Annotated in this window: 20 protein-coding genes; 12 read left to right on the top strand and 8 right to left on the bottom strand. The window is 69.9% G+C overall.

What is annotated here, in order from left to right; translation table 11 throughout:
* Positions 1-17: 17 nt before the first annotated feature.
* The 3 genes from Q8Q71_RS00100 to Q8Q71_RS00090 form a co-directional block, all read right to left on the bottom strand.
* Positions 18-932 carry a pentapeptide repeat-containing protein gene (locus Q8Q71_RS00100; RefSeq protein ID WP_305757613.1) on the bottom strand — a complete coding sequence of 305 codons (915 nt, stop codon included), beginning with the start codon at positions 930-932 and terminating at the stop codon, positions 18-20.
* A 63-nt stretch (positions 933-995) separates the two neighbouring features.
* On the bottom strand, positions 996-1,487 hold the full coding sequence (locus Q8Q71_RS00095) for a pentapeptide repeat-containing protein (protein ID WP_305757612.1): 492 nt from the start codon (positions 1,485-1,487) through the stop codon (positions 996-998).
* Between the two features lie 65 nt (positions 1,488-1,552).
* On the bottom strand, positions 1,553-3,955 hold the full coding sequence (locus Q8Q71_RS00090) for a TSCPD domain-containing protein (RefSeq protein ID WP_305757611.1): 2,403 nt from the start codon (positions 3,953-3,955) through the stop codon (positions 1,553-1,555).
* Positions 3,956-4,163: 208 nt separating this feature from the next.
* On the opposite strand from Q8Q71_RS00090, the gene Q8Q71_RS00085 reads away from it, so the two are divergent.
* Together Q8Q71_RS00085 and Q8Q71_RS00080 are read left to right on the top strand one after the other, a co-directional pair.
* Positions 4,164-4,556, top strand: coding sequence for an NADH:ubiquinone oxidoreductase subunit NDUFA12 (locus tag Q8Q71_RS00085; protein WP_305757610.1), 393 nt, complete (start codon positions 4,164-4,166; stop codon positions 4,554-4,556).
* Entirely contained in the window at positions 4,553-5,218 is a 666-nt protein-coding gene (locus Q8Q71_RS00080; RefSeq protein WP_305757609.1) for a DUF2155 domain-containing protein, read from the top strand. The genes Q8Q71_RS00085 and Q8Q71_RS00080 overlap by 4 nt, the downstream gene beginning before the upstream one ends.
* Here Q8Q71_RS00080 and aat read toward each other — a convergent pair.
* The 4 genes from aat to aroQ form a co-directional block, all read right to left on the bottom strand.
* Positions 5,185-5,790, bottom strand: a complete 606-nt coding sequence (gene aat / locus Q8Q71_RS00075; RefSeq protein ID WP_371315914.1) for a leucyl/phenylalanyl-tRNA--protein transferase — start codon at positions 5,788-5,790, stop codon at positions 5,185-5,187. The genes Q8Q71_RS00080 and aat overlap by 34 nt on opposite strands.
* Before the next feature lie 95 nt (positions 5,791-5,885).
* Positions 5,886-7,238: an acetyl-CoA carboxylase biotin carboxylase subunit gene (gene accC / locus Q8Q71_RS00070; RefSeq protein WP_305757607.1), complete on the bottom strand. Its 1,353-nt coding sequence runs from the start codon at positions 7,236-7,238 to the stop codon at positions 5,886-5,888.
* A 3-nt stretch (positions 7,239-7,241) separates the two neighbouring features.
* On the bottom strand, positions 7,242-7,757 hold the full coding sequence (gene accB, locus Q8Q71_RS00065) for an acetyl-CoA carboxylase biotin carboxyl carrier protein (protein ID WP_305757606.1): 516 nt from the start codon (positions 7,755-7,757) through the stop codon (positions 7,242-7,244).
* Positions 7,758-7,776: 19 nt separating this feature from the next.
* Positions 7,777-8,244, bottom strand: a complete 468-nt coding sequence (gene aroQ / locus Q8Q71_RS00060) for a type II 3-dehydroquinate dehydratase (protein WP_305757605.1) — start codon at positions 8,242-8,244, stop codon at positions 7,777-7,779.
* 97 nt (positions 8,245-8,341) lie between these two features.
* On the opposite strand from aroQ, the gene thiS reads away from it, so the two are divergent.
* A complete protein-coding gene (thiS, locus tag Q8Q71_RS00055; protein ID WP_305757604.1) occupies positions 8,342-8,539 on the top strand; it encodes a sulfur carrier protein ThiS in 198 nt (65 codons plus the stop codon).
* Positions 8,540-8,546: 7 nt separating this feature from the next.
* Here thiS and Q8Q71_RS00050 read toward each other — a convergent pair whose 3' ends face one another.
* Positions 8,547-10,100: an MFS transporter gene (locus Q8Q71_RS00050; protein WP_305757603.1), complete on the bottom strand. Its 1,554-nt coding sequence runs from the start codon at positions 10,098-10,100 to the stop codon at positions 8,547-8,549.
* A 158-nt stretch (positions 10,101-10,258) separates the two neighbouring features.
* Here Q8Q71_RS00050 and Q8Q71_RS00045 point away from each other — a divergent pair, with 158 nt between their 5' ends.
* The 9 genes from Q8Q71_RS00045 to Q8Q71_RS00005 form a co-directional block, all read left to right on the top strand.
* Positions 10,259-10,480 (top strand): hypothetical protein, encoded by a 222-nt coding sequence (locus Q8Q71_RS00045; RefSeq protein ID WP_305757602.1) that lies wholly within the window; start codon positions 10,259-10,261, stop codon positions 10,478-10,480.
* Positions 10,481-10,522: 42 nt separating this feature from the next.
* Positions 10,523-11,545 (top strand): SPFH domain-containing protein, encoded by a 1,023-nt coding sequence (locus Q8Q71_RS00040; protein WP_305757601.1) that lies wholly within the window; start codon positions 10,523-10,525, stop codon positions 11,543-11,545.
* A 53-nt stretch (positions 11,546-11,598) separates the two neighbouring features.
* Positions 11,599-12,378: a thiazole synthase gene (locus tag Q8Q71_RS00035; protein ID WP_305757600.1), complete on the top strand. Its 780-nt coding sequence runs from the start codon at positions 11,599-11,601 to the stop codon at positions 12,376-12,378.
* A 791-nt stretch (positions 12,379-13,169) separates the two neighbouring features.
* Entirely contained in the window at positions 13,170-14,615 is a 1,446-nt protein-coding gene (gene serS, locus Q8Q71_RS00030) for a serine--tRNA ligase (protein WP_305757599.1), read from the top strand.
* Between the two features lie 151 nt (positions 14,616-14,766).
* A complete protein-coding gene (locus Q8Q71_RS00025; RefSeq protein WP_305757598.1) occupies positions 14,767-15,159 on the top strand; it encodes a hypothetical protein in 393 nt (130 codons plus the stop codon).
* Positions 15,160-15,447: 288 nt separating this feature from the next.
* Complete coding sequence (gene surE / locus Q8Q71_RS00020) at positions 15,448-16,236, top strand: 5'/3'-nucleotidase SurE (RefSeq protein WP_305757597.1); 789 nt, start codon at positions 15,448-15,450, stop codon at positions 16,234-16,236.
* On the top strand, positions 16,236-16,604 hold the full coding sequence (locus Q8Q71_RS00015) for a hypothetical protein (RefSeq protein WP_305757596.1): 369 nt from the start codon (positions 16,236-16,238) through the stop codon (positions 16,602-16,604). Before surE ends, Q8Q71_RS00015 begins: the two co-directional genes overlap by 1 nt.
* Complete coding sequence (locus Q8Q71_RS00010) at positions 16,601-17,245, top strand: protein-L-isoaspartate(D-aspartate) O-methyltransferase (RefSeq protein ID WP_305757595.1); 645 nt, start codon at positions 16,601-16,603, stop codon at positions 17,243-17,245. The genes Q8Q71_RS00015 and Q8Q71_RS00010 overlap by 4 nt, the downstream gene beginning before the upstream one ends.
* 217 nt (positions 17,246-17,462) lie before the next feature.
* Positions 17,463-18,142: LysM peptidoglycan-binding domain-containing protein (locus Q8Q71_RS00005; protein WP_305757594.1), on the top strand; the 680-nt coding region annotated here is incomplete at its 3' end.

Here is an 18,142-nt window from a genome sequence, read left to right as displayed (position 1 = left end):
TGACCGCGGCCTTCGGATCACCGATCGCTGCTGGCGACCACCAGGTTCCGCACCCGCGGCGGGACGGGCGGCGCGGGGGGCGTCGGCGGCGAGACCCGCAGGCTGACGCCGCGACAGGTCCGAACCGTCAGGCGGGCCGGCAGACGGGTGCCGGCGTCGCCGCAGGTGCGGCTGATCTGTTCCTGGCTCAGGCCGCGGGCTCCGGACAGGTCGGCGGCGCGAATATCGGCGCGGTTCATCTCCGCCCCCCTGAAATTGGCGCCGGCGAAATTGCCGCCGGTCAGGCGCGCGCCGTTCAGGGTGGCGTCGCTGAAGTCGGCGGAGCGGAAGTCGCCGTTCGACAGGTTCGACATGGCGACCTCGGCGCCGGAGAAGTCCGCCCCGCGCCCGCTGACATTGGCCAGGGTGGCCGCATTGACCTCGGCGTCGCTCAGATCCGCCCCGATCAGGATCGCGCCATTCATATTGGCCCCGTTCAGGGCGGCGCCCGTGAGGTTGGCGCCGTTCAGCCGCACCCGCACCAGGGTCGCGACCATGGCCTCGGCGCCCGACAGATCGGCTCCGGAGAAATTCGCGCCCGTGAAGTTGGCGCCCACCATCTCGGCGCCGGAAAGGTCGGCGCGGCTGAAATCGCTGCCCGAGAAGTTGGAGCCCACCAGCTCGGCTCCGCGCAGATTGGCGCCGACGAGGGTGGCGTTGGTGAAGACGGCCCCGGTGAACGCCGCGCCGGTCAGGTCCCGGCCGGACAGTTCGCAGCGGTTGCAGGAACCGCCCAACGACACCATCCGGGCGACGTCGCGGTCCTGATACTGGAATTGGAACTGGATTTCGGCGCTCGCCGGCCCGGCGACAGCCAGGGCGGCGACGGCGGCGCCGAGCGCAAGACCGGCGGCGGAGAGGCGACGGAACAGGGGTGCGGCGATCTTTTTCACGTCCTTGTCATGCCTCCAAACACCGACAAACCCTACTTAAATCGCCGTAAGGTCGGGGGCGATCTAGCAGCGGGGAATGGACAGGCCGCGCGGCAGTTGCGTCGCCTCGTCGCCGCAAGCCTGGTTCAGTCGGGCCTGACTCAGCCCCGTCGCGCCGCGCAGCGAGGCGCCCGAGAAATTGACGCCGGTCAGGGTCGCGCCGGAAAAGGCCGCACCCTCCAGATAGGTCCCCACAAAGCTGGCGTTGGTCAGGTTGGCGCCGGAAAAGTTCGAGCCGGAGAAAACCCCGCCGTAGGCCTCGACGTCGCGCAGGTCGGCGTTGGAGAAGCGGGTCCGGTTCATCACCGCCAGGCTCAGATCGGCCTGGCGCAGCCTTGCGCCCGAAAGGTTCAGGCCGCGCGCCTGCAGTCCCGAGAGGCCGGCCTGGAACAGGTTGCAGCCCGCACAGCTGGCCCCGCCGCGCACCCGCGCGATCTGGCCGGCGTTCTGGGCGAAGGCGGGCTGGGCCGCGCCGACAAGGGCGGCGATGACGGCGGCGGTCAGGATCGGCTTCATGGCGGGCTCCGGTCTCGGCGTCGGGGCGAAGCAAGACACGGGCCATCATGGCGCCAAATCGTTGATCAACCCTGCATCGAGGGCGCCGCGCCGCAGGTGTCGCAGATCCAGCCTGCGCCGCGCTGCTGCAGCGAGAAATCGCCGCAGGCCGGGCAGGCCACGGCCTCCGTGACCGCCGGCGGCGTCGGGGGCGTGTCGCGCTTCTGTCCGAACGGCAGGACGACCAGATTGTCCGGCGCGGCGCCGCGGGCGAAGCCCTTGGAGATGAAGCGGGCCGCCGGCACGGCCGCGGGCGTCTCGCCATCGCCCTCGAGCGTGCCGAGACCGTTGCCGTTGAGCGGGTCGGGCTCGGCGTTGGCCAGCTCATGCCGATCCAGATAGGACACGCCCAATTCCCGGAAGATGTAGTCGAGAATGGAGGTCGCCGACCGGATCGAGTCGTTGCCCGTCACCTGCCCGGCCGGCTCGAACCGGGTGAAGACGAAGGCGTCGACAAATTCGTCCAGCGGCACGCCGTACTGGAGTCCGATGGAGATCGCGATGGCGAAATTGTTCATCAGCGAGCGAAAGGCCGCGCCTTCCTTGTGCATGTCGATGAAGATCTCGCCGAGTTCTCCATCCTCGTACTCGCCGGTGTGAATATAGACCTTGTGTCCGCCTACGGCGGCTTTCTGGATATAGCCCTTGCGGCGATCCGGAAGTTTGCGACGAGCGCGATCACGCTCGACGACCTTTTCCACAACCCGTTCGACCGCCCGGGTTTCAGGCTCCCACCGACGCGGCCGGGACGTCGAATCGAGGTCGGGCAGCTCAAGCAGGGGGCCGGTCGGCGGCGCGGCCCGCATCAGCCGGATCGCGCGCCGCCCGGCGCGCGCGGCGTCGGTCAGAAGGCGCGCGGCCTGCGGCGCCGTGGTGCGCCAGTCCATGATCGTAGGAGCGGTGTCGGGAACCGCGCTCGCGGCCTCCAATTCGGCGCGAAGCCCCAGTTCGAAGGCCGCCGGGTCCGCCAGGACCGTCGAAAGCCCCTCCGGGGCCCCGTCCCACGAAGCGAGATCGGCGTGCCCGAGGGCCCAGGCCTCGGCCAGCGCGACATCCTCCGGCGGGAAGCCGAGCTTCGCCAGCACATCCTCAACGGCCTGTTCGAGACCCAGGACGTCCCGCAGGAACCCCGCATCCAGCACCGGAGAACGGAAGGCGTCGGCGAGCCGGTCGACGTGGGCGAGGGCGCTCTCCACGCCTTCAAGTTCCACGTCGGTGAAACCCTTCTGGCGCAGGGCCGCGTGATCGACGCCCGGCGCGTCGACGAGGGTTCGGCGGCCGAACAGACTCCGTTCCGCCGACTCCACGTCGCTGCCGTCGCGCTGGATCGCCATGGCCAGCGACGGTCGCAATCGCCGGGCCACGCCGCCATCGGCGGTCTCCCAGGCCTCGAGGGCCGAAAGCGGCGACAAGCCCAGCCGCAGGGCGGCCTCTACGTCGTCTACAAACAGGGACAGCCTCGCCGCGCCGGCCGCCTCGCGGACCAGATTCGCCAGTTCGCCTGCGCGCCCGGGACTGGCGGGCGTCTGCTCCGCCAGAATAACATCCGCCAGTCCGCCCAGTCCGACGGCCACGACCCCTGCGCCCCCGGCCGCGAGGGCCCTTGTCCAGAGGGCCGCCAGATCGCGGAGCGCCGCCTTGAATCCTGGTCCGGAGATCCGCTCCAGGGCGGGCAGGGACAGCAGGACTGCGGGCGCGCCCGCGGATTCGGCGACGGCCCCGGCCACGTCGGGATCGAAGGTGAGGATCAGGTCGCCGTCCAGTGCGGCCTCGCCAATCAGCGTATCCGGCGCGGCCGAGGCGATCACGCCGCGGTCGGCCAGGACGACTCGAGGCGGCGCCGACGGCGCAGGCACGGGCGAGCACTCGTATCGCTCGCCCTGCATGGCCCGGACGATGTCCGCGTCGCTCGCCCCGGTCCGGCGGGCGGCGAGGGCGGCGCGCGCGAGCGCCGGGTTCCGCAGCGGATCGGCGCAGTCAGTGAGGGGGCCCTCGCAGCGTGTGACCGCATCGGCCACCCGGTCCAGCGCCTCCGCCGCGGCTTCGACCGCTCCCGCCGCGAGCCGACCGGACCGTCGCCGGGCCGCCTCGGTCGCCAACCGCCCTTCGGCGCCGGGTTCGGACAGGTCCATTATGCCGATCGCGACGTTCGCCGCCCGCGCCGGACAGGCGAGACCCAGCAGCATGGTCGCCGCCAGCGCCTCCCTGTCGTCGTCGGAAAGGCGCCGCGCGCAGGCGGCGGCGATCGTCGCCAGCGGGTCCTCGCCGGTCGCGGCCAGTCCTTCCGCGTCGGCCCAGTCCAGCCAGGCCTCGATCTGGACGTCGGTCCAGCCCGCGGGCGCGCGAACGACGTCGATCCGATCGGCGCGTTCGATCTCCCGGACCGGACGATGCATCGCGGCGGCGTGCGAGGCGAAGGGAAAGCGCATGCGGCGGTCTCGACGTGGCCTTTCGGACAGACTAGCGGCGTCGCCGCCCGAGCCGCAATAAATCTGGCGTTGCTAACCCCGGTTACCCCCAGGATGTTGAGGTCCGGGCGGTGTGCGCGACGCTGGACGCGGGGGCCGCTGCTTTCTATGATTGCGCCTGCGTCGCCGGCCTCCGCCGCTGCGACTGATCGCAAGTGGATTTCCCGACGTGCTAGGCAGGATTTTCGGCTGGACCAGCGGCGCCACCATCGGCACCTTTTTCACCATCGCCAGGCGGGGCGATCACGTGGGGACCGACGAGTTCGGCAATCGCTACTACCTGTCGCGCGACGCCTCGAGCTATGACGGGCGCCGTCGACGCTGGGTGACCTACAACGGCTATGCCGACGCCTCCAAGGTGCCGCCCGATTGGCACGGCTGGCTGCACTACACCTACGACGAACTGCCGACCGACCAGCCCTTGGCGCGTCGCGCCTGGGAAGAGGACCACCTGCCCAATCTGACCGGCACGCCCATGGCCTGGCGGCCGCAGGGTTCGCTGGCGGCCGAGGGCAAGCGTCCGGCCGCGACCGGCGACTATCAAGCCTGGCGTCCGGAATGACGCTCCGGCGCTCCATACTGACGGGCGTGATCGCGGCGGCGTTGCTGTCGTCGGGCGGCGTCGTCGCTTCCGCCGTCAATGACCTTCCCCAGGAGGCAGTGCCGGTCCAGGATCCGACGGCCGAGTTGAACCGCCAGACGTCGTCGCCGCTGCCTCCGCCGGTCGAACCCGCGCCGGAAGCCGCGCCGGCGCCGGCCTCCCCTGTCGCAGTGGCTCCGCCCGTACCCGCGATCATCATCGCTGACGACAACCTGGTGGATGACGCCGACGATAAGGAAGGCGAAGAGGCCGAGGCGCCGGTCGCCAGGCGCGACGAAACCCCCGCCGCTCCGGCGCGCCGTCAACGCCGCCGCGTCGCCATCGTCGAGGCCATCGACAAGATCACGGCCGAATCCATGCGGTTCGAGGTCGAGGTCGGCGGCCGGCCGGTGCGTTTCCAGAAGACGTTGATCTTCACCGTCCGGGCCTGCGAAGTGTCCGCGCCCGACGAGCAGGTGGCCGACGCCGTCGCCTATCTTGAAGTCAGCCTTCAGCCGCGCGGGGTGATCCAGGTCAGCGAGCCGCGCCAGATCTTCCGGGGCTGGATGTTCGCCTCCTCGCCCGCGGTCAGCGGGCTGCAGCATCCGATCTATGACGCCTGGGTGGTCGGCTGCAAGGCATAGAAGATCGCTTCCGCGCCCGTCATCGGCTCGAAGAGCGACCGGATGTTCGGGTGCAGGACGCGCGCCGCCCGCAGCAGTTCCAGATAGGCTGCCTGTGACGTCTCAATCGCGCCGAACTGGCTGAGATGGCTGGTCAGGAACTGCGCATCCAGCAACCGCCAGCCGCCGCGTTTCAGCCGGGCCACCAGGTGGACGAGGGCGACCTTCGAGGCGTCGCGCTCGCGGCTGAACATGCTTTCGCCGAAGAAGGCTCCGCCGAGGGTGACGCCGTACAGGCCGCCGACCAGCCGTTCGTTGCGCCAGCATTCGACCGAATGGGCGTGGCCGCGGGCGTTCAGTTCGCCGTAGAGGCGGTGGATCGGGGCGTTGATCCAGCTGTCCTCACGGCCCGGTCCGGCGGCGGCGCAGGCGTCGAGCACCGCCTCGAAAGCGGTGTCGAGACGGATGTCGAACGCTCCGGCGCGAACGGTCCGCCTCAGTCGGTGCGGGATATGAAACCGGTCCAGCGGAACGACGCCGCGCTGTTCCGGCTCGACCAGGAAGACGCGGGGATCATCGCGGCCCTCGCCCATAGGGAAGACGCCGGTGGCGTAGCAGTTCAGCAGTTCGTCGGGACCGAAGCCGCCAAACGGGCCGCCGGCGCTGAAACGGGGTTCGTCCACCGGCCCTAGGCTTCGCCCTTCTGGCGTCTGGCCCAGTGCTCCAGCCAGTGGATGTCGTAGTCGCCGGACAGGATGTCGGGCTCGGCCAACAGCTTCTGGAACAGGGGAATGGTGGTGTCGATGCCGCCGACGACCATCTCGTTCAGCGACCGGCGGAGGCGGGCGATGCACTCCTCGCGGTCGCGACCATGGACGATCAGCTTGCCGATCAGGCTGTCGTAATAGGGCGGGATCGAATAGCCGGCGTAGATGGCGCTATCCAGCCGCACCCCCAGGCCGCCGGGGGCGTGGAAGTCGGTGATCGTGCCGGGCGACGGGGTGAAGGTCTCGGCGTTCTCGGCGTTGATCCGGCATTCGATGGCGTGGCCTTCGAAATGGACGTCCTCCTGGGAAAAGGACAGCGGCAGACCCGCCGCGATGCGGATCTGCTCACGGACAAGGTCAACGCCGGTGATCATTTCCGTAACCGGATGCTCGACCTGCAGCCGGGTATTCATCTCGATGAAGAAGAACTCGCCGTCTTCCCAGAGGAATTCGATGGTGCCGACGCCGAGGTAGCCGATCTTGCCGATGGCCTCATTGACGGTTCGGCCGATCTGGGCCCGCTCGACCGCCGACAAGGCCGGCGAAGGGGCCTCCTCCATCACTTTCTGGTGGCGACGCTGCAGGGAGCAGTCGCGCTCGCCCAGGTGGACGACGTTGCCGTGGCTGTCGGCGATGACCTGCAGCTCGATGTGACGCGGCTTCTGAAGGTAACGTTCCATATACACCGCGCCGTTGCCGAAGGCGGCGAGGGCTTCGGACTGGGCGGTCTGGACGGCCTCGACCAGGTCGTCGGCGGTCAGAGCGACCTTCATGCCACGTCCGCCGCCACCGGCCGCCGCCTTGACGATCAGGGGGAAGCCGATCGCTTTCGAGGCCTTGATTGCGGCCTCGACGGTCTCGACCTCGCCGGCCGATCCGGGCACGCAGGGGATGCCGGCCTCGAGCACGGTCTGTTTGGCGGTGATCTTGTCGCCCATGATGCGGATATGCTCGGGCCTGGGCCCGATGAAGGTCATGCCATGAGCCTCGACGATCTCGGCGAAGCGGGCGTTCTCGGACAGGAAGCCGTAGCCGGGGTGGATCGCCTGGGAGCCTGTGATCTCGGCCGCCGCGATGATCGACGGGATGTTCAGATAGGACTTGGCCGCGGGCGCCGGACCGATGCAGACGCTCTCGTCGGCCAGCCGCACCCACATGGCCCCGCGATCGGCTTCCGAGTGAACGGCGACGGTGGAGATGCCCATCTCCTTGCACGCGCGGTGAATCCGCAGGGCGATTTCGCCGCGGTTGGCGATGAGAACCTTGGTGAACATGGCCTAGGCCTCGAGCAGGACGAGGGGCTCGCCGAACTCGACCGGCTGGGCGTCGCCGACCAGGATTTCCTTGACCACGCCGTCGCGGGGGGACTGGATCGGATTCATCGTCTTCATGGCCTCGACGATCAGCAGGGTCTGGCCCTTCTTGACCTTGTCGCCGGCCAGGGCGAACGGCGGCGCTTCCGGCGAGGCTTGCAGATAGACCGTGCCGACCATCGGCGACTTCACCTCTTCGCCCGACCGGGCGACGATGGTGGCGGGATCCGACGGCATGGACGCCGGCGCCGGAGCATGAGACGCGGCGGGGGCCTGGGCGAGCGGGGCGGGGGCGGCCGCATACTGCATGGGCGCGGCCACGGCGACCTCGCGGGCGACGCGAATGCGCAGCTCGCCGCGCTCGACCTCGATTTCGGTCAGGTCCGTATCGTTGAGAATGTCCGCCAGCGAGCGCACCAGCGAGGTGTCGATCTCGACGTCGTTCTTGAGCTTCGGAGCGGGCGTCTTGGATTCGGCCATGGGAGCCTCTCGTTGTCCTTTAAACCGAACGGCCCGACGCGGCGGCGCGTTCCTGCGCCAGCCGAAGGGCGGCCTTGACGGCCAGTTCGTAGCTGAACGGGCCGAAGCCCGAAACCACGCCGGCCGCGACCGGCGAAACATAGGAGCGATGCCGGAAACGCTCGCGCGCCGCCGGGTTCGACAGATGGCATTCGACGACCGGGATATTCAGCGCCTTCAGGGCGTCCAGCAGGGCCACGGACGTGTGGCCGTAGCCGGCGGGGTTGAGCACCAGGGCCGTTGCCTTTTCGCGCGCCTCATGGACCCAGTCGATCAGTTCGCCCTCGTGATTTGTCTGGCGGAAGACGACTGTGGCGCCGCCGGCGGCGCGTTCGCACAGGGCCTGGACGTCGGCCAGGGTCTCATATCCGTAGATGTCGGGTTCGCGCGCCCCAAGAAGGTTGAGGTTCGGGCCGTTCAGGACGTAGAGGACGGTTTGTTCGGGCATGAGCTCGTGGAACTGTGGGTTCCGACCGGAATCGGACGGGCCTTTTAGCCGAGGCGTGGCGGTTATCAAACCGCCCTTGGAAGATTGACGTAACGGCATGCGCCTTCAGGTCAACGGAGAACTCCGCGAAGTCGCGGCGGCGACCATTCTGGCCCTGGTCGAGGAACTGGGCCTGGATGCCCGCAAGGTGGCGGTCGAGCGCAATCTGGAGATCGTGCCCCGGTCGCTGCACGGGGCAACGGCGCTGGCCGAGGGCGACCGGATCGAACTGGTCCAGTTCGTCGGCGGCGGCTGAATCGCGCTCAGCGCGGATCCTCCAGATCCCGAAGGTCACGTCCGCGAGTTTCCCGCCCCAGAAAGGCGATGAGGCCGAGGGCCGCGACGGCGAGACCGCCGACCACGGCCGCGGCGGCTCCGAGCGGCGGGGCGGCGGCCAGCACGCTCAGGCCCTGGGCCAGAAGACCGCCCAGCTTGCTGCAGCCGGCGATCCAGCCGGTCGCCCGGCCCCGGATGCGCAGCGGATAGTTTTCGGCCGTGTAGGGCAGGATGATCGCGATCACGCCGCTGGAGCCGACGATGAGCAGGGCCAGCGGAACAACGGGGTCGGCGAGGAAGGCGACGCCCATGCTGCGGAACAGCAGGCCGAACAGGCCCGTCGCGGTGACGCCCAGCATGAGGGCCAGCGCCCCGCGGGTGCTCCAGGCGCTGTAGAGCCAGACCGACAGCAGGATGGTCGGGGCCGCGATCAGGGTCGACTTGGCGATCAGGGCCGAGGCGGCCTCGACGCTGCGGCCCTCGGCGACAAGGGCGCTGGGCAGCCACAGCAGGACGCCGAAATTGACGAGACCCCAGGCCAGGGCGGCGAGGGTCAGGGCGATGGTGACGGCCAGGTGGCGGCGGTCCACCGGGGGGAGGTGGGAGTGGCTTTCCTCGACGGGCGCCGCCACGACAGCCTGCACACGGGCGCCGAAGCGGGCCATCATGGCCCGGGCCTCCTCGCCTCGCCCGACGTGCTGGAGGAAGCGCGCCGACTCCGGCAGCAACGGACTGAGAGCGATCAGCAACAGGCCGGTGGGCAGGTTCAGGAACCACATGATCCGCCAGCCCCAGTCGGGCTGGAGCCAGGCGGACAGGGCGCTGGCGGCGAAATAGCCGCCGACCGCGCCGATGCCGCCGACCAGCACCAGCGCCCAGCCGCGATGCCGGGTCGGCATGATCTCGGCCAGAAGGGCGTAGGCCACGGGCAGCATGCCGCCGGCGGCCGCGCCCATCAGGAAACACATGCCGACGTTCCACCAGAAATCGGGCATGGCGCCGCAGATCGAGGTGCCGACGAACATCACCGAGGACAGCAGGATCGAGGCCCGGCGGCCGTAGATGTCGGCCAGCCAGCCCCAGACGAAGGAGCCGACCACGGTGCCGCTGAGAGCGGCGAAGGGCAGGATGGCCGCCGCGGCTTTCGTGAGCCCGTATTCTTCGCGCATGCCCGGGACCACGAAGCCGAGGCTGGCGGGCTTCATGATGTCGACGATCAGGGCCACCGCCAGCAGGGCGCACATGGCCCAGTGGGCCGCGGTCAGGGGGGCGTCCTCGGGCGGGGCGAGGATCTCAAGCGGCGTCTGGTCGCCCTTGTGGGCCGGCAGCAGGCCGAAGGCGGTCAGGGCGATGCCGGCGAGGATCAGGGCCATGCCCCACATCATGCCGGCGTCCATGGGCATGCCGACGAGGTGGAAATCCATGTGACGACCCATCCAGTACATGGGCAGGTGCAGGGCGACGCCGACGGTCACGGTCAGGCAGCCCAGCCAGAAGGCCCAGGCGTGGCGGCGGTCGCCGAAGACTTTGGCGATGGACAAGCTGGCGTTCCCCGTTCCGGCGCGACCGGCGATCCCGACCTAGCGGCAGCCCGCCGGGCCGTCGAGAGGGTTTGTTCCGACCCGAAGGCCGGCGTTCCGGCGCAAAGGCTTTGCGCAATCGGCGCGAGTGCGCTCAGATGGCCGGCAGGGAGGGGCCGATGGACCGCGAGATCAAGACCGCCCTGGGCGTGGCCGCCGGGATCGCCGGCCTGGTCATCGCCTTCATCTTCCTGATCCGCTACGCCGTGCCGGCGATCCTGGAGGCCCATTTCGCGGGCAGCCTGGTCACCGCGTCGGTCGTCGGCATCGCGGGCATTCTGGCGCTGGTCTGGGCCGCGTCGCGGCTGTGGGCCTGGGCCGTCAAATCATTGAAGCGTTGAGGGCCGGGGCGAATGTCGAACTTTGGATCGGGACTGTCCGGAATGAACCTGCCGATCGGCGGCGGCGGAGGCGGGTCGGTGCGGCGCACGATCGGCCTGGTCGTCGTGATCATCGTCCTGATCCTGATCTCGACGCTCTCGGTGAGCTCGTGCAGCGTCACGGTCGAGAGCGGCTACATGGGCATCAAGACCACGAAGTTCGGTCCCAACCCCGGGGTCCAGCGCAGCGAACTGGGGCCCGGCTTCCACTGGGAGGGCATCGGCGAGAAGATCCGCACCTACCAGACCCTGCAGCGGACCTATTCCTACACCCGCGAGCCGAACGCCGACGGGCGCGAGAACGAGGAGATCACCTTCTCGGACGTGCTGGGCCTGCCGATGACGGCGGACGTGGCCCTGACCTTCCGCATCCGCGAGGACAAGGCGGCGGACCTGTACGCGACCTGGCGGCAGGAGTTCGACGCCTTCATCGACGGGCCGCTGCGAACCTCGGTGCGGGCGGCGATCGCGCGGGAGACCGAGAAGCTGCCGGTGGCCTGCAACGCGCAGCAGTCGGCGACCCCGAATGTCCAGCCGATCGCGCCGGGCGCTCCCGTCGCGGCCCCGGGCACGCCCGACGCCGACGACTGCCCCGGCCAGCTGATCGGCCCCGGACGCCAGATCGTGCTGCAGCGGGCGATGCAGGCCCTGCAGCGCGAATGGACGCCGCAGGGGCTGGAGATCATCCGCATGGAGTGGGTCGGCTCGATCCGCTATCCGGAGACGGTGCTGGCGGCGATCCAGTCGCGCACCACGGCCGAGCAGAACACCCGCGCCGCCCTCGAGCGGGTCAATCTGGAGCGGGCCAACGCCGAGGCGCGCATCGCCCAGGCGCGGGGCCAGGCCGAGGCCAACCGGCTGCTGGCCGAATCGATCCGCTCCAACCCCGAAGTGGTGCGGCTGCGCGAGATCGAGCGGACCCTGGGCATCTGCCCGCTGAGCGCCGACACCTGCGTGGTCGGCTCGGACATCAACGTCTCGGCCCTGATCGAGGCGCGGGACGCCAGGGCGGGCGGCGGCGGATAGGTCGCGGGGCAGGGGGGCTTCGACTCGGGCCGTCGACCGGCTAAACCCCGTCCATGACCGCTCCCCAGGACACATGGACCGTCGCCGGACGGACGTTCAGCAGCCGGCTGATCGTCGGCACCGGCAAATACGCCGACTATTCGCAGAACGCGGCGGCGGCCGAGGCGGCGGGGGCGGAGATCGTCACCGTGGCGCTGCGGCGGGTGAACCTGAGCGATCCGTCGCAGCCGATGCTGGTCGACCATGTGAAGCCGGACCGGTTCACCTTCCTGCCCAACACCGCCGGCTGTTTCACCGGCGAGGACGCGGTGCGGACCCTGCGGCTGGCGCGCGAGGCCGGGGGCTGGAACCTGGTCAAGCTGGAGGTGCTGTCGGACACGCCGCACCTGTATCCGGACATGGTCGAGACCCTGAGGGCGCTGGACCTGCTGGTCGCCGACGGCTTCGACGTCATGGTCTATTGCACCGACGACGTGGTCATGGCCAGGCGGCTGGAAGAGGCCGGCGCCGCGGCCATCATGCCGGCGGCCGCGCCGATCGGCTCGGGCCTCGGCATCCAGAACCGGGTCAACATCCGGCTGATCGTGGAGCAGGCCGGGGTGCCGGTGCTGGTCGACGCGGGGGTGGGCACGCCCTCGGACGCGACCCTGGCCATGGAGCTGGGCTGCGACGCGGTGCTGATGAACACCGCCATCGCGGGGGCGAAGGATCCGATCCTGATGGCCAGCGCGATGAAGCATGCGGTGATCGCCGGGCGGCAGGGTTATCTGGCCGGACGGATGCCGAGGCGGATGTACGCCAGCGCGAGTTCGCCGATGGCGGGGCTGATCTGAGGGTCGGAGGCGGGGTTTTGTCGGGGTGAAACCGGAAAAACACCGTCCGATGCGTCCACTGAGTCTACCGGGCGGCGGGTTTTCACCCGGGTAGATCCGCAGACACCGTCCGAAGCGTCCAATGCGTTCGCTGCGTCCGCTGCGTCCGCTCCGTTCGTCATCCTCGGGCTTGACCCGAGGATCAGAGGTGGGTCCGGACTGAACGGCCGGGATGGCCCGGCATCCACGCCCGAACTCTGCCACGGCGCACCGGACGGTCTGATCCTCGGGTCAAGCCCGAGGATGACGGCGTTGGGGGGCGGGATGGCAGGGTCGGCCCGAAAAAAAATGCGGCGGCGACTCCGGTTGAACCGGCGGGCGCGTCGCAGGGGGCGGGGGCCGGGGCCTGAGCGGCTCCGGGCCAGGATTGGTGCTGTCAAAGACCAGGCCCCGTGGGGGTTGGAGCCATTATGCACAGGGATGCGTCAGAAGCGGACGCAGGGGTGTCGGCGGGGATTTGGCGGCTGGATCGAGGGGGCGGGAAGGGCGGAAAAATGTCTCGAGAGTCTCCATCGGGGAGGGGCGGGAGTCTTCATCTGCAATCCTTCTCCCCTCGGGGGAGAAGGTGGGCCGCGGAGCGGCTCGGATGAGGGGGCTGTTACAGCGACGCGTCTGGCGGCCGTTCCGGATTGGGCCTCCCCCTCATCCGCCCCTCCGGGGCACCTTCTCCCCCGGAGGGGAGAAGGAAGCGCGCGGGTTGGCGGAATCCGCGGCGGGGGTTAGAGCAGGCGCTCCCCGAACCGAGACCGACCATGCACGACATCCGCGCCATTCGAGACAAACCCGCCGCCTTCGTCAGCGGCTGGTCGTCGCGCGGGGTGGCGGACGCGCAGGGGCTGGTCGATGAGATTCTCAAGCTCGATCACGACCTGCGGCAGGTCCAGACGTTCGGCCAGATGGCCGCGGCCCGCAGGGGCAAGCTGTCCCAGGCCATCGGCATGGCGAAGGGCCAGGGAGACGAGGCCGAAGCCGCGCGGCTGATGGCGGAAGTCGAAGCGACGAAGGCCGAGATGGCGTCGGCGGCCGAACGCGAACGGGCGCTGCACGCCCGACTTCTCGGGCCCAACGGCCTGCTGGCGGCGCAGAAGAGCCTGGCGGCGGACGATGTGCCGGACGGCGAGGATGAGGCGGGGAACGTGCTGGTCGGGACCCCGTGGGGCGTGCCGCGAGAGGGCGGACCGGCCAAGGATCACGCCGACCTGGGCGAGGCCCTGGGCCTGCTGGATTTCGAGGCGGCGGCGAAGATGTCGGGGTCGCGGTTCGCGGTGCTGAAGGGCGGGCTGGCGCGGCTGGAACGGGCCATCGGCCAGTTCATGCTGGACGTGCAGACGAACGAGCACGGCTATCTGGAGGTCAATCCGCCGTATCTGGTGCGCGACGAGGCGATGTTCGGGACGGGGCAGCTGCCGAAGTTTGAGAATGATCTGTTTTTCGCGAGCAGCATTTTGGCGGCCGATAGGTCCGACAATCGTGAAGTAGCGAAGGGCCTGATCTACTCAGACGATAACGTCCCGGTCCTGGAGGACAACGAGCGCGGAAATATTCTCCAGATCGAAGAGCGAAAGATGAAGTTCTTCGAGCGGCCGCGCTGGCTCATCCCGACTGCCGAAGTCTCCCTGACCAACCTCGTCCGCGAGCAGATCCTGTCCGAGGACGAGCTGGCGACGCCGATCCGCTACACCGCCCTGACGCCCTGTTTCCGGGCCGAGGCGGGGTCGGCGGGGCGGGATACGCGCGGGCTGATCCGGCAGCACCAGTTCCACAAGGTGGAGATGGTCTCGATCGCGAAGCCGGAGGACAGCGAGGCCGAGCACGAGCGGATGGTGCGCTGCGCCGAGGCGGTGCTGGAGAAGCTGGAGCTGCCGTACCGCCGGATGCTGCTGTGCAAGGGCGACATGGGCTTTTCGGCGAAGAAGACCTTCGACCTGGAGGTCTGGCTGCCCTCGCAGGGGACGTACCGCGAGATCAGCTCCTGCTCCAACTGCGGGGATTTCCAGGCCCGGCGGATGGATGCGCGGTTCAAGCGGGCCGGGGAGAAGAAGACGGAGTTCGTGCACACGCTGAACGGCTCGGGCCTGGCGGTCGGGCGGACGCTGGTGGCGGTGATGGAGAACTATCAGGAGGCGGACGGGTCGATCCGGGTGCCCGAGGCGCTGGTTCCTTACATGCCCAAGGGCATGACTCACGTTGGTCTATAATTATCCGCTCATCCCGGCGAAAGCCGGGACCCAGTGCTTTTGTGAGGCGTTGGCGGCTGGGGGTGGGGTTGGTGTCATGCGCGTGTCGCGCCGGTGCGCCCAAAGAACCGGGTCCCGGCTTTCGCCGGGATGAGCGGAAAGAGGATAGCCGATGAAAACCGTATTTCTTTCAGCACTCGCGGCCCTGGCCCTGGCCGCCTGCGCTTCCGGCCCCGACACCGCCTCGCCGCCGGCCGGGTTCGACGCCGCGGCCGACCAGTTCACCGGCTGGGTGCGGGTGACGGGCGAGGAGTTCCAGCTGTTCGGCGAACAGCGCGACCTGCGCACGCCGGGATCGCGCGCCTGCGTCTCGGGGGCGCTGCCGCGCAACGCGCAGCGGGCCTCGGGCGACCTGTCGGGCTCGCAGGTGCGCTTCACCGGCCGGACCCTGGCCTGGGCCGAACGCAACCATGGCCAGAGCCACGACTGGCAGGGCTCGAACATCACCAACGGCTGCCGCAAGGATGTGGTGATCCTGGCCGACCGGGCCGAGGTGCTGCGCTAGGGGTGAACCCGGTCGTCGGAGTTCGGGTCCGGCGACGGCTGGTTCTCCACCAAGGACACGAAGGAACACGAAGGTCACGAAGGATTCGGCGGGCCAGCGGCGCTCCCGGGGCGTCGCCAGAATCCTGAAGGCGGGCCCAAGGCCCGCGGAAAAGGACCCGGCTCGGTACCTTGGCGCCCTTCGTGTTCCTTCGTGTCCTTGGTGATGAACCAGCGCTGCTGGACGCCCGCACGCCCGGGGACTGTTTTTTCGGATGCGTCCCTGCGGTCTTCGGACTAGTCAGACCCCATGCGAATCCTCCTCACCAACGACGACGGCATCGAGGCCGAGGGGCTGGAATGCCTGGAGCGGATCGCGCGGACCCTGTCGGACGACGTCTGGGTCTGCGCGCCCCAGGTCGAGCAGTCGGGCAAGGGCCGGGGCATCACCCTGACCGAGCCGCTGCGGGTCAACCAGGTCTCGGAGAAGCGGTTCGCGGTGACCGGGACGCCGACCGACTGCGTCGTGCTGGCGGTCAACGACCTGATGCCCGAACGGCCGGATCTGGTGCTGTCGGGGGTCAATCGCGGGCATAACGTCGGCGAGGACTGCTCCTATTCGGGGACGGTGGCGGGGGCGCTGCAGGGCATGGCCTTCGGCATCCGGTCCATCGCCCTGAGCCAGAGCCTCGAGCGGTTCCACGACGAGGTGACGGCCCACTGGGAGACGTCCGAGGCCTATGCCCCGGCGATCATCTCGCGCCTGCTGGCCCAGCCGTGGCAGGCCGGGGTGGTGATGAACCTGAACTTTCCCAACCGCGCGCCGGAAGACGTGACCGAGGTCGAGGTGACACGCCAGGGCTTTCGCGATATCGGCGAGATGCACGCGGTCAGGCGCACCGACCTGAGGGGCCGCGACTACTACTGGATGAGCTTCCGGGGGACAAAGCAGGACCACGCGCCGGGCACCGATCTGAGGGCCATGGACGAGGGCAAGATCTCGGTTACGCCGCTGCATATCGACCTGACCCATGCGCCGAGCATCCACGACCTGAAGGGCGTGCTGGGCGGGGCGCCGCCGAAGACGGTGGCGGCGTGATGAAGGGGGCGGTCGCGCTGGCGCTGGCGTTCGGCCTGTCCGGATGCGCCGGAGAGACGACCCGGACAGGCTGGCTGGACCGGCCATGGATCGATTCCGGCTGCGCCGCGCCCGGGCACTGCCGGGTGCGGGGCCGCTTGGACATGCCCCGCCCGGAGACCTCCACCCGCGGCGTCCTGTGGCTGGACGACGGACGCTGCCTCGTCGTGGACCTGACCGGCCGGTTCATCCGGTCGGCGGGTGAGTGGGACGGGCGGCGCGTGGCGGTGCGAGGGCGGGCCGTCGCCGCCGCCGAGGCGGCGTCGCCGCCCTGCCCGTCGGACCTGGTGCTTTACGCCGACCGGCTGTCGCTGAAGGCCGGCCGATGAAGCTGAACGACGACAGGGCCGGACGGCTGATCCTCGGGCTGCGGCAGCAGGGGGTGACCGACCCGCGCGTGCTGGCGGCGATGGAGTCGATCGACCGCGCCGTCTTCGTGCACGAGAAATTCCTCGACCAGGCGTGGGAAGACCAGGCCCTGCCGATCGACTGCGCCCAGACGATCAGCCAGCCCTATATCGTCGGCCTGATGACCCAGGCGCTGGACGTGCAGCCGCGCCACCGGGTGCTGGAGATCGGCACGGGCAGCGGCTACCAGGCCGCGGTGCTGAGCCGGCTGGCCCGTTACGTCTATTCGATCGAGCGGTACCGCAGCCTGCTGACCGAGGCCGAGGCGCGGCTGAAGGCGCTGAAGATCGACAATGTCATCACCCGGCACGGCGACGGCGGCCTGGGCTGGCCCGAACAGGCGCCGTTCGACCGGATCATGGTCACGGCGGCGGCGCCGGGCGAGCCGACCGAACTGCTGCACCAGCTGAAGCCGGGCGGCATACTGGTGTGTCCGGTGGGGCGGTCGTCGGTGCAGCGACTGCACCGCTACGTCGGCCAGCCGGACGGCAGTTTCCACCGCGAGAGCCTGGCTGAGGTCCGGTTCGTGCCGCTGGTCGAGGGGACGGCGAAGGAGGGGTAGGACCTGGGGCCTGGCGCTTGGGGCTCAGGGGGAGATGGCCGCGGCCGGCCGATGCGTCCGCTGCCGCCTCCATCCTTATCTGCCGTCCCTGATTTCTGCGCCCCAGGCCTCAAGCCCTCGCCCCGTTAACCTTCCCGCCCAACTTTGGCGCCCTTTGGCGGGTTGGCTTGAAGCGACGGTCGGGGCACACCGGGACGACCCAAGGGCGGGAGACGGCATGACGATTCGATTCGGGATCAGGGCCCTGGCGGTGCTGGCGGCGGCGGCGCTGACGGCCTGCGCCAGCTATCCGGCGGCGCCCCGCTATTCGATCCACGCGGACGGATCGCCGCCGCCGCCCGCGCGGGTTCCGGCCTATCCCGCCGCGCCGGCGCCGAGCGGCGAGGGCGTGCGCGGCGCGACCAATCCCGCCGACGAGGCCCCGCCGCCGACGACCGCCCCGGTCGCCGAGATCGAGGGCGGGGCGCTGGACGCGCCGGTCAACGCCTCGCCGCGGCCCGCGCCGGCCGCCGGCCCGGCCTCGGAAGGCTTCGCCGCCCCGCCGCCGCCGGCGGCGACGGGCGGGACCGTCACGGCCGGGGCCGTCTATGAAATCCAGCCCGGCGACACCATCTCGGGCATCGGTCGACGGTTCCAGACGCCGGTGCAGACCCTGATCGACCTGAACGCCCTGGGGCCGCGCGCCGCCATCTCGCCGGGCCAGAGGATCGCCCTGCCGACCAGCGCCGTCGACATCGGCGGCGATCCCTATGCGACGGGACCGTCGCCGAGCGGGGTCTATGTGCCCGACGAGGGGACGCTCCCGCCGCCCCCGCCGCCGCCGCCCTCGGGCAACGCCGCCAGCCCGCCGCCGCCGCGCCAGCCGGCGGCCACGGCCGCCCCCGTCGCCGCCCCGCC

The organism is Brevundimonas sp., from assembly GCF_030704825.1.
Lineage (GTDB): Bacteria > Pseudomonadota > Alphaproteobacteria > Caulobacterales > Caulobacteraceae > Brevundimonas.
Note: the sequence above shows the minus strand (reverse complement) of the source record. Positions and strands in the feature narration are given on the sequence as shown.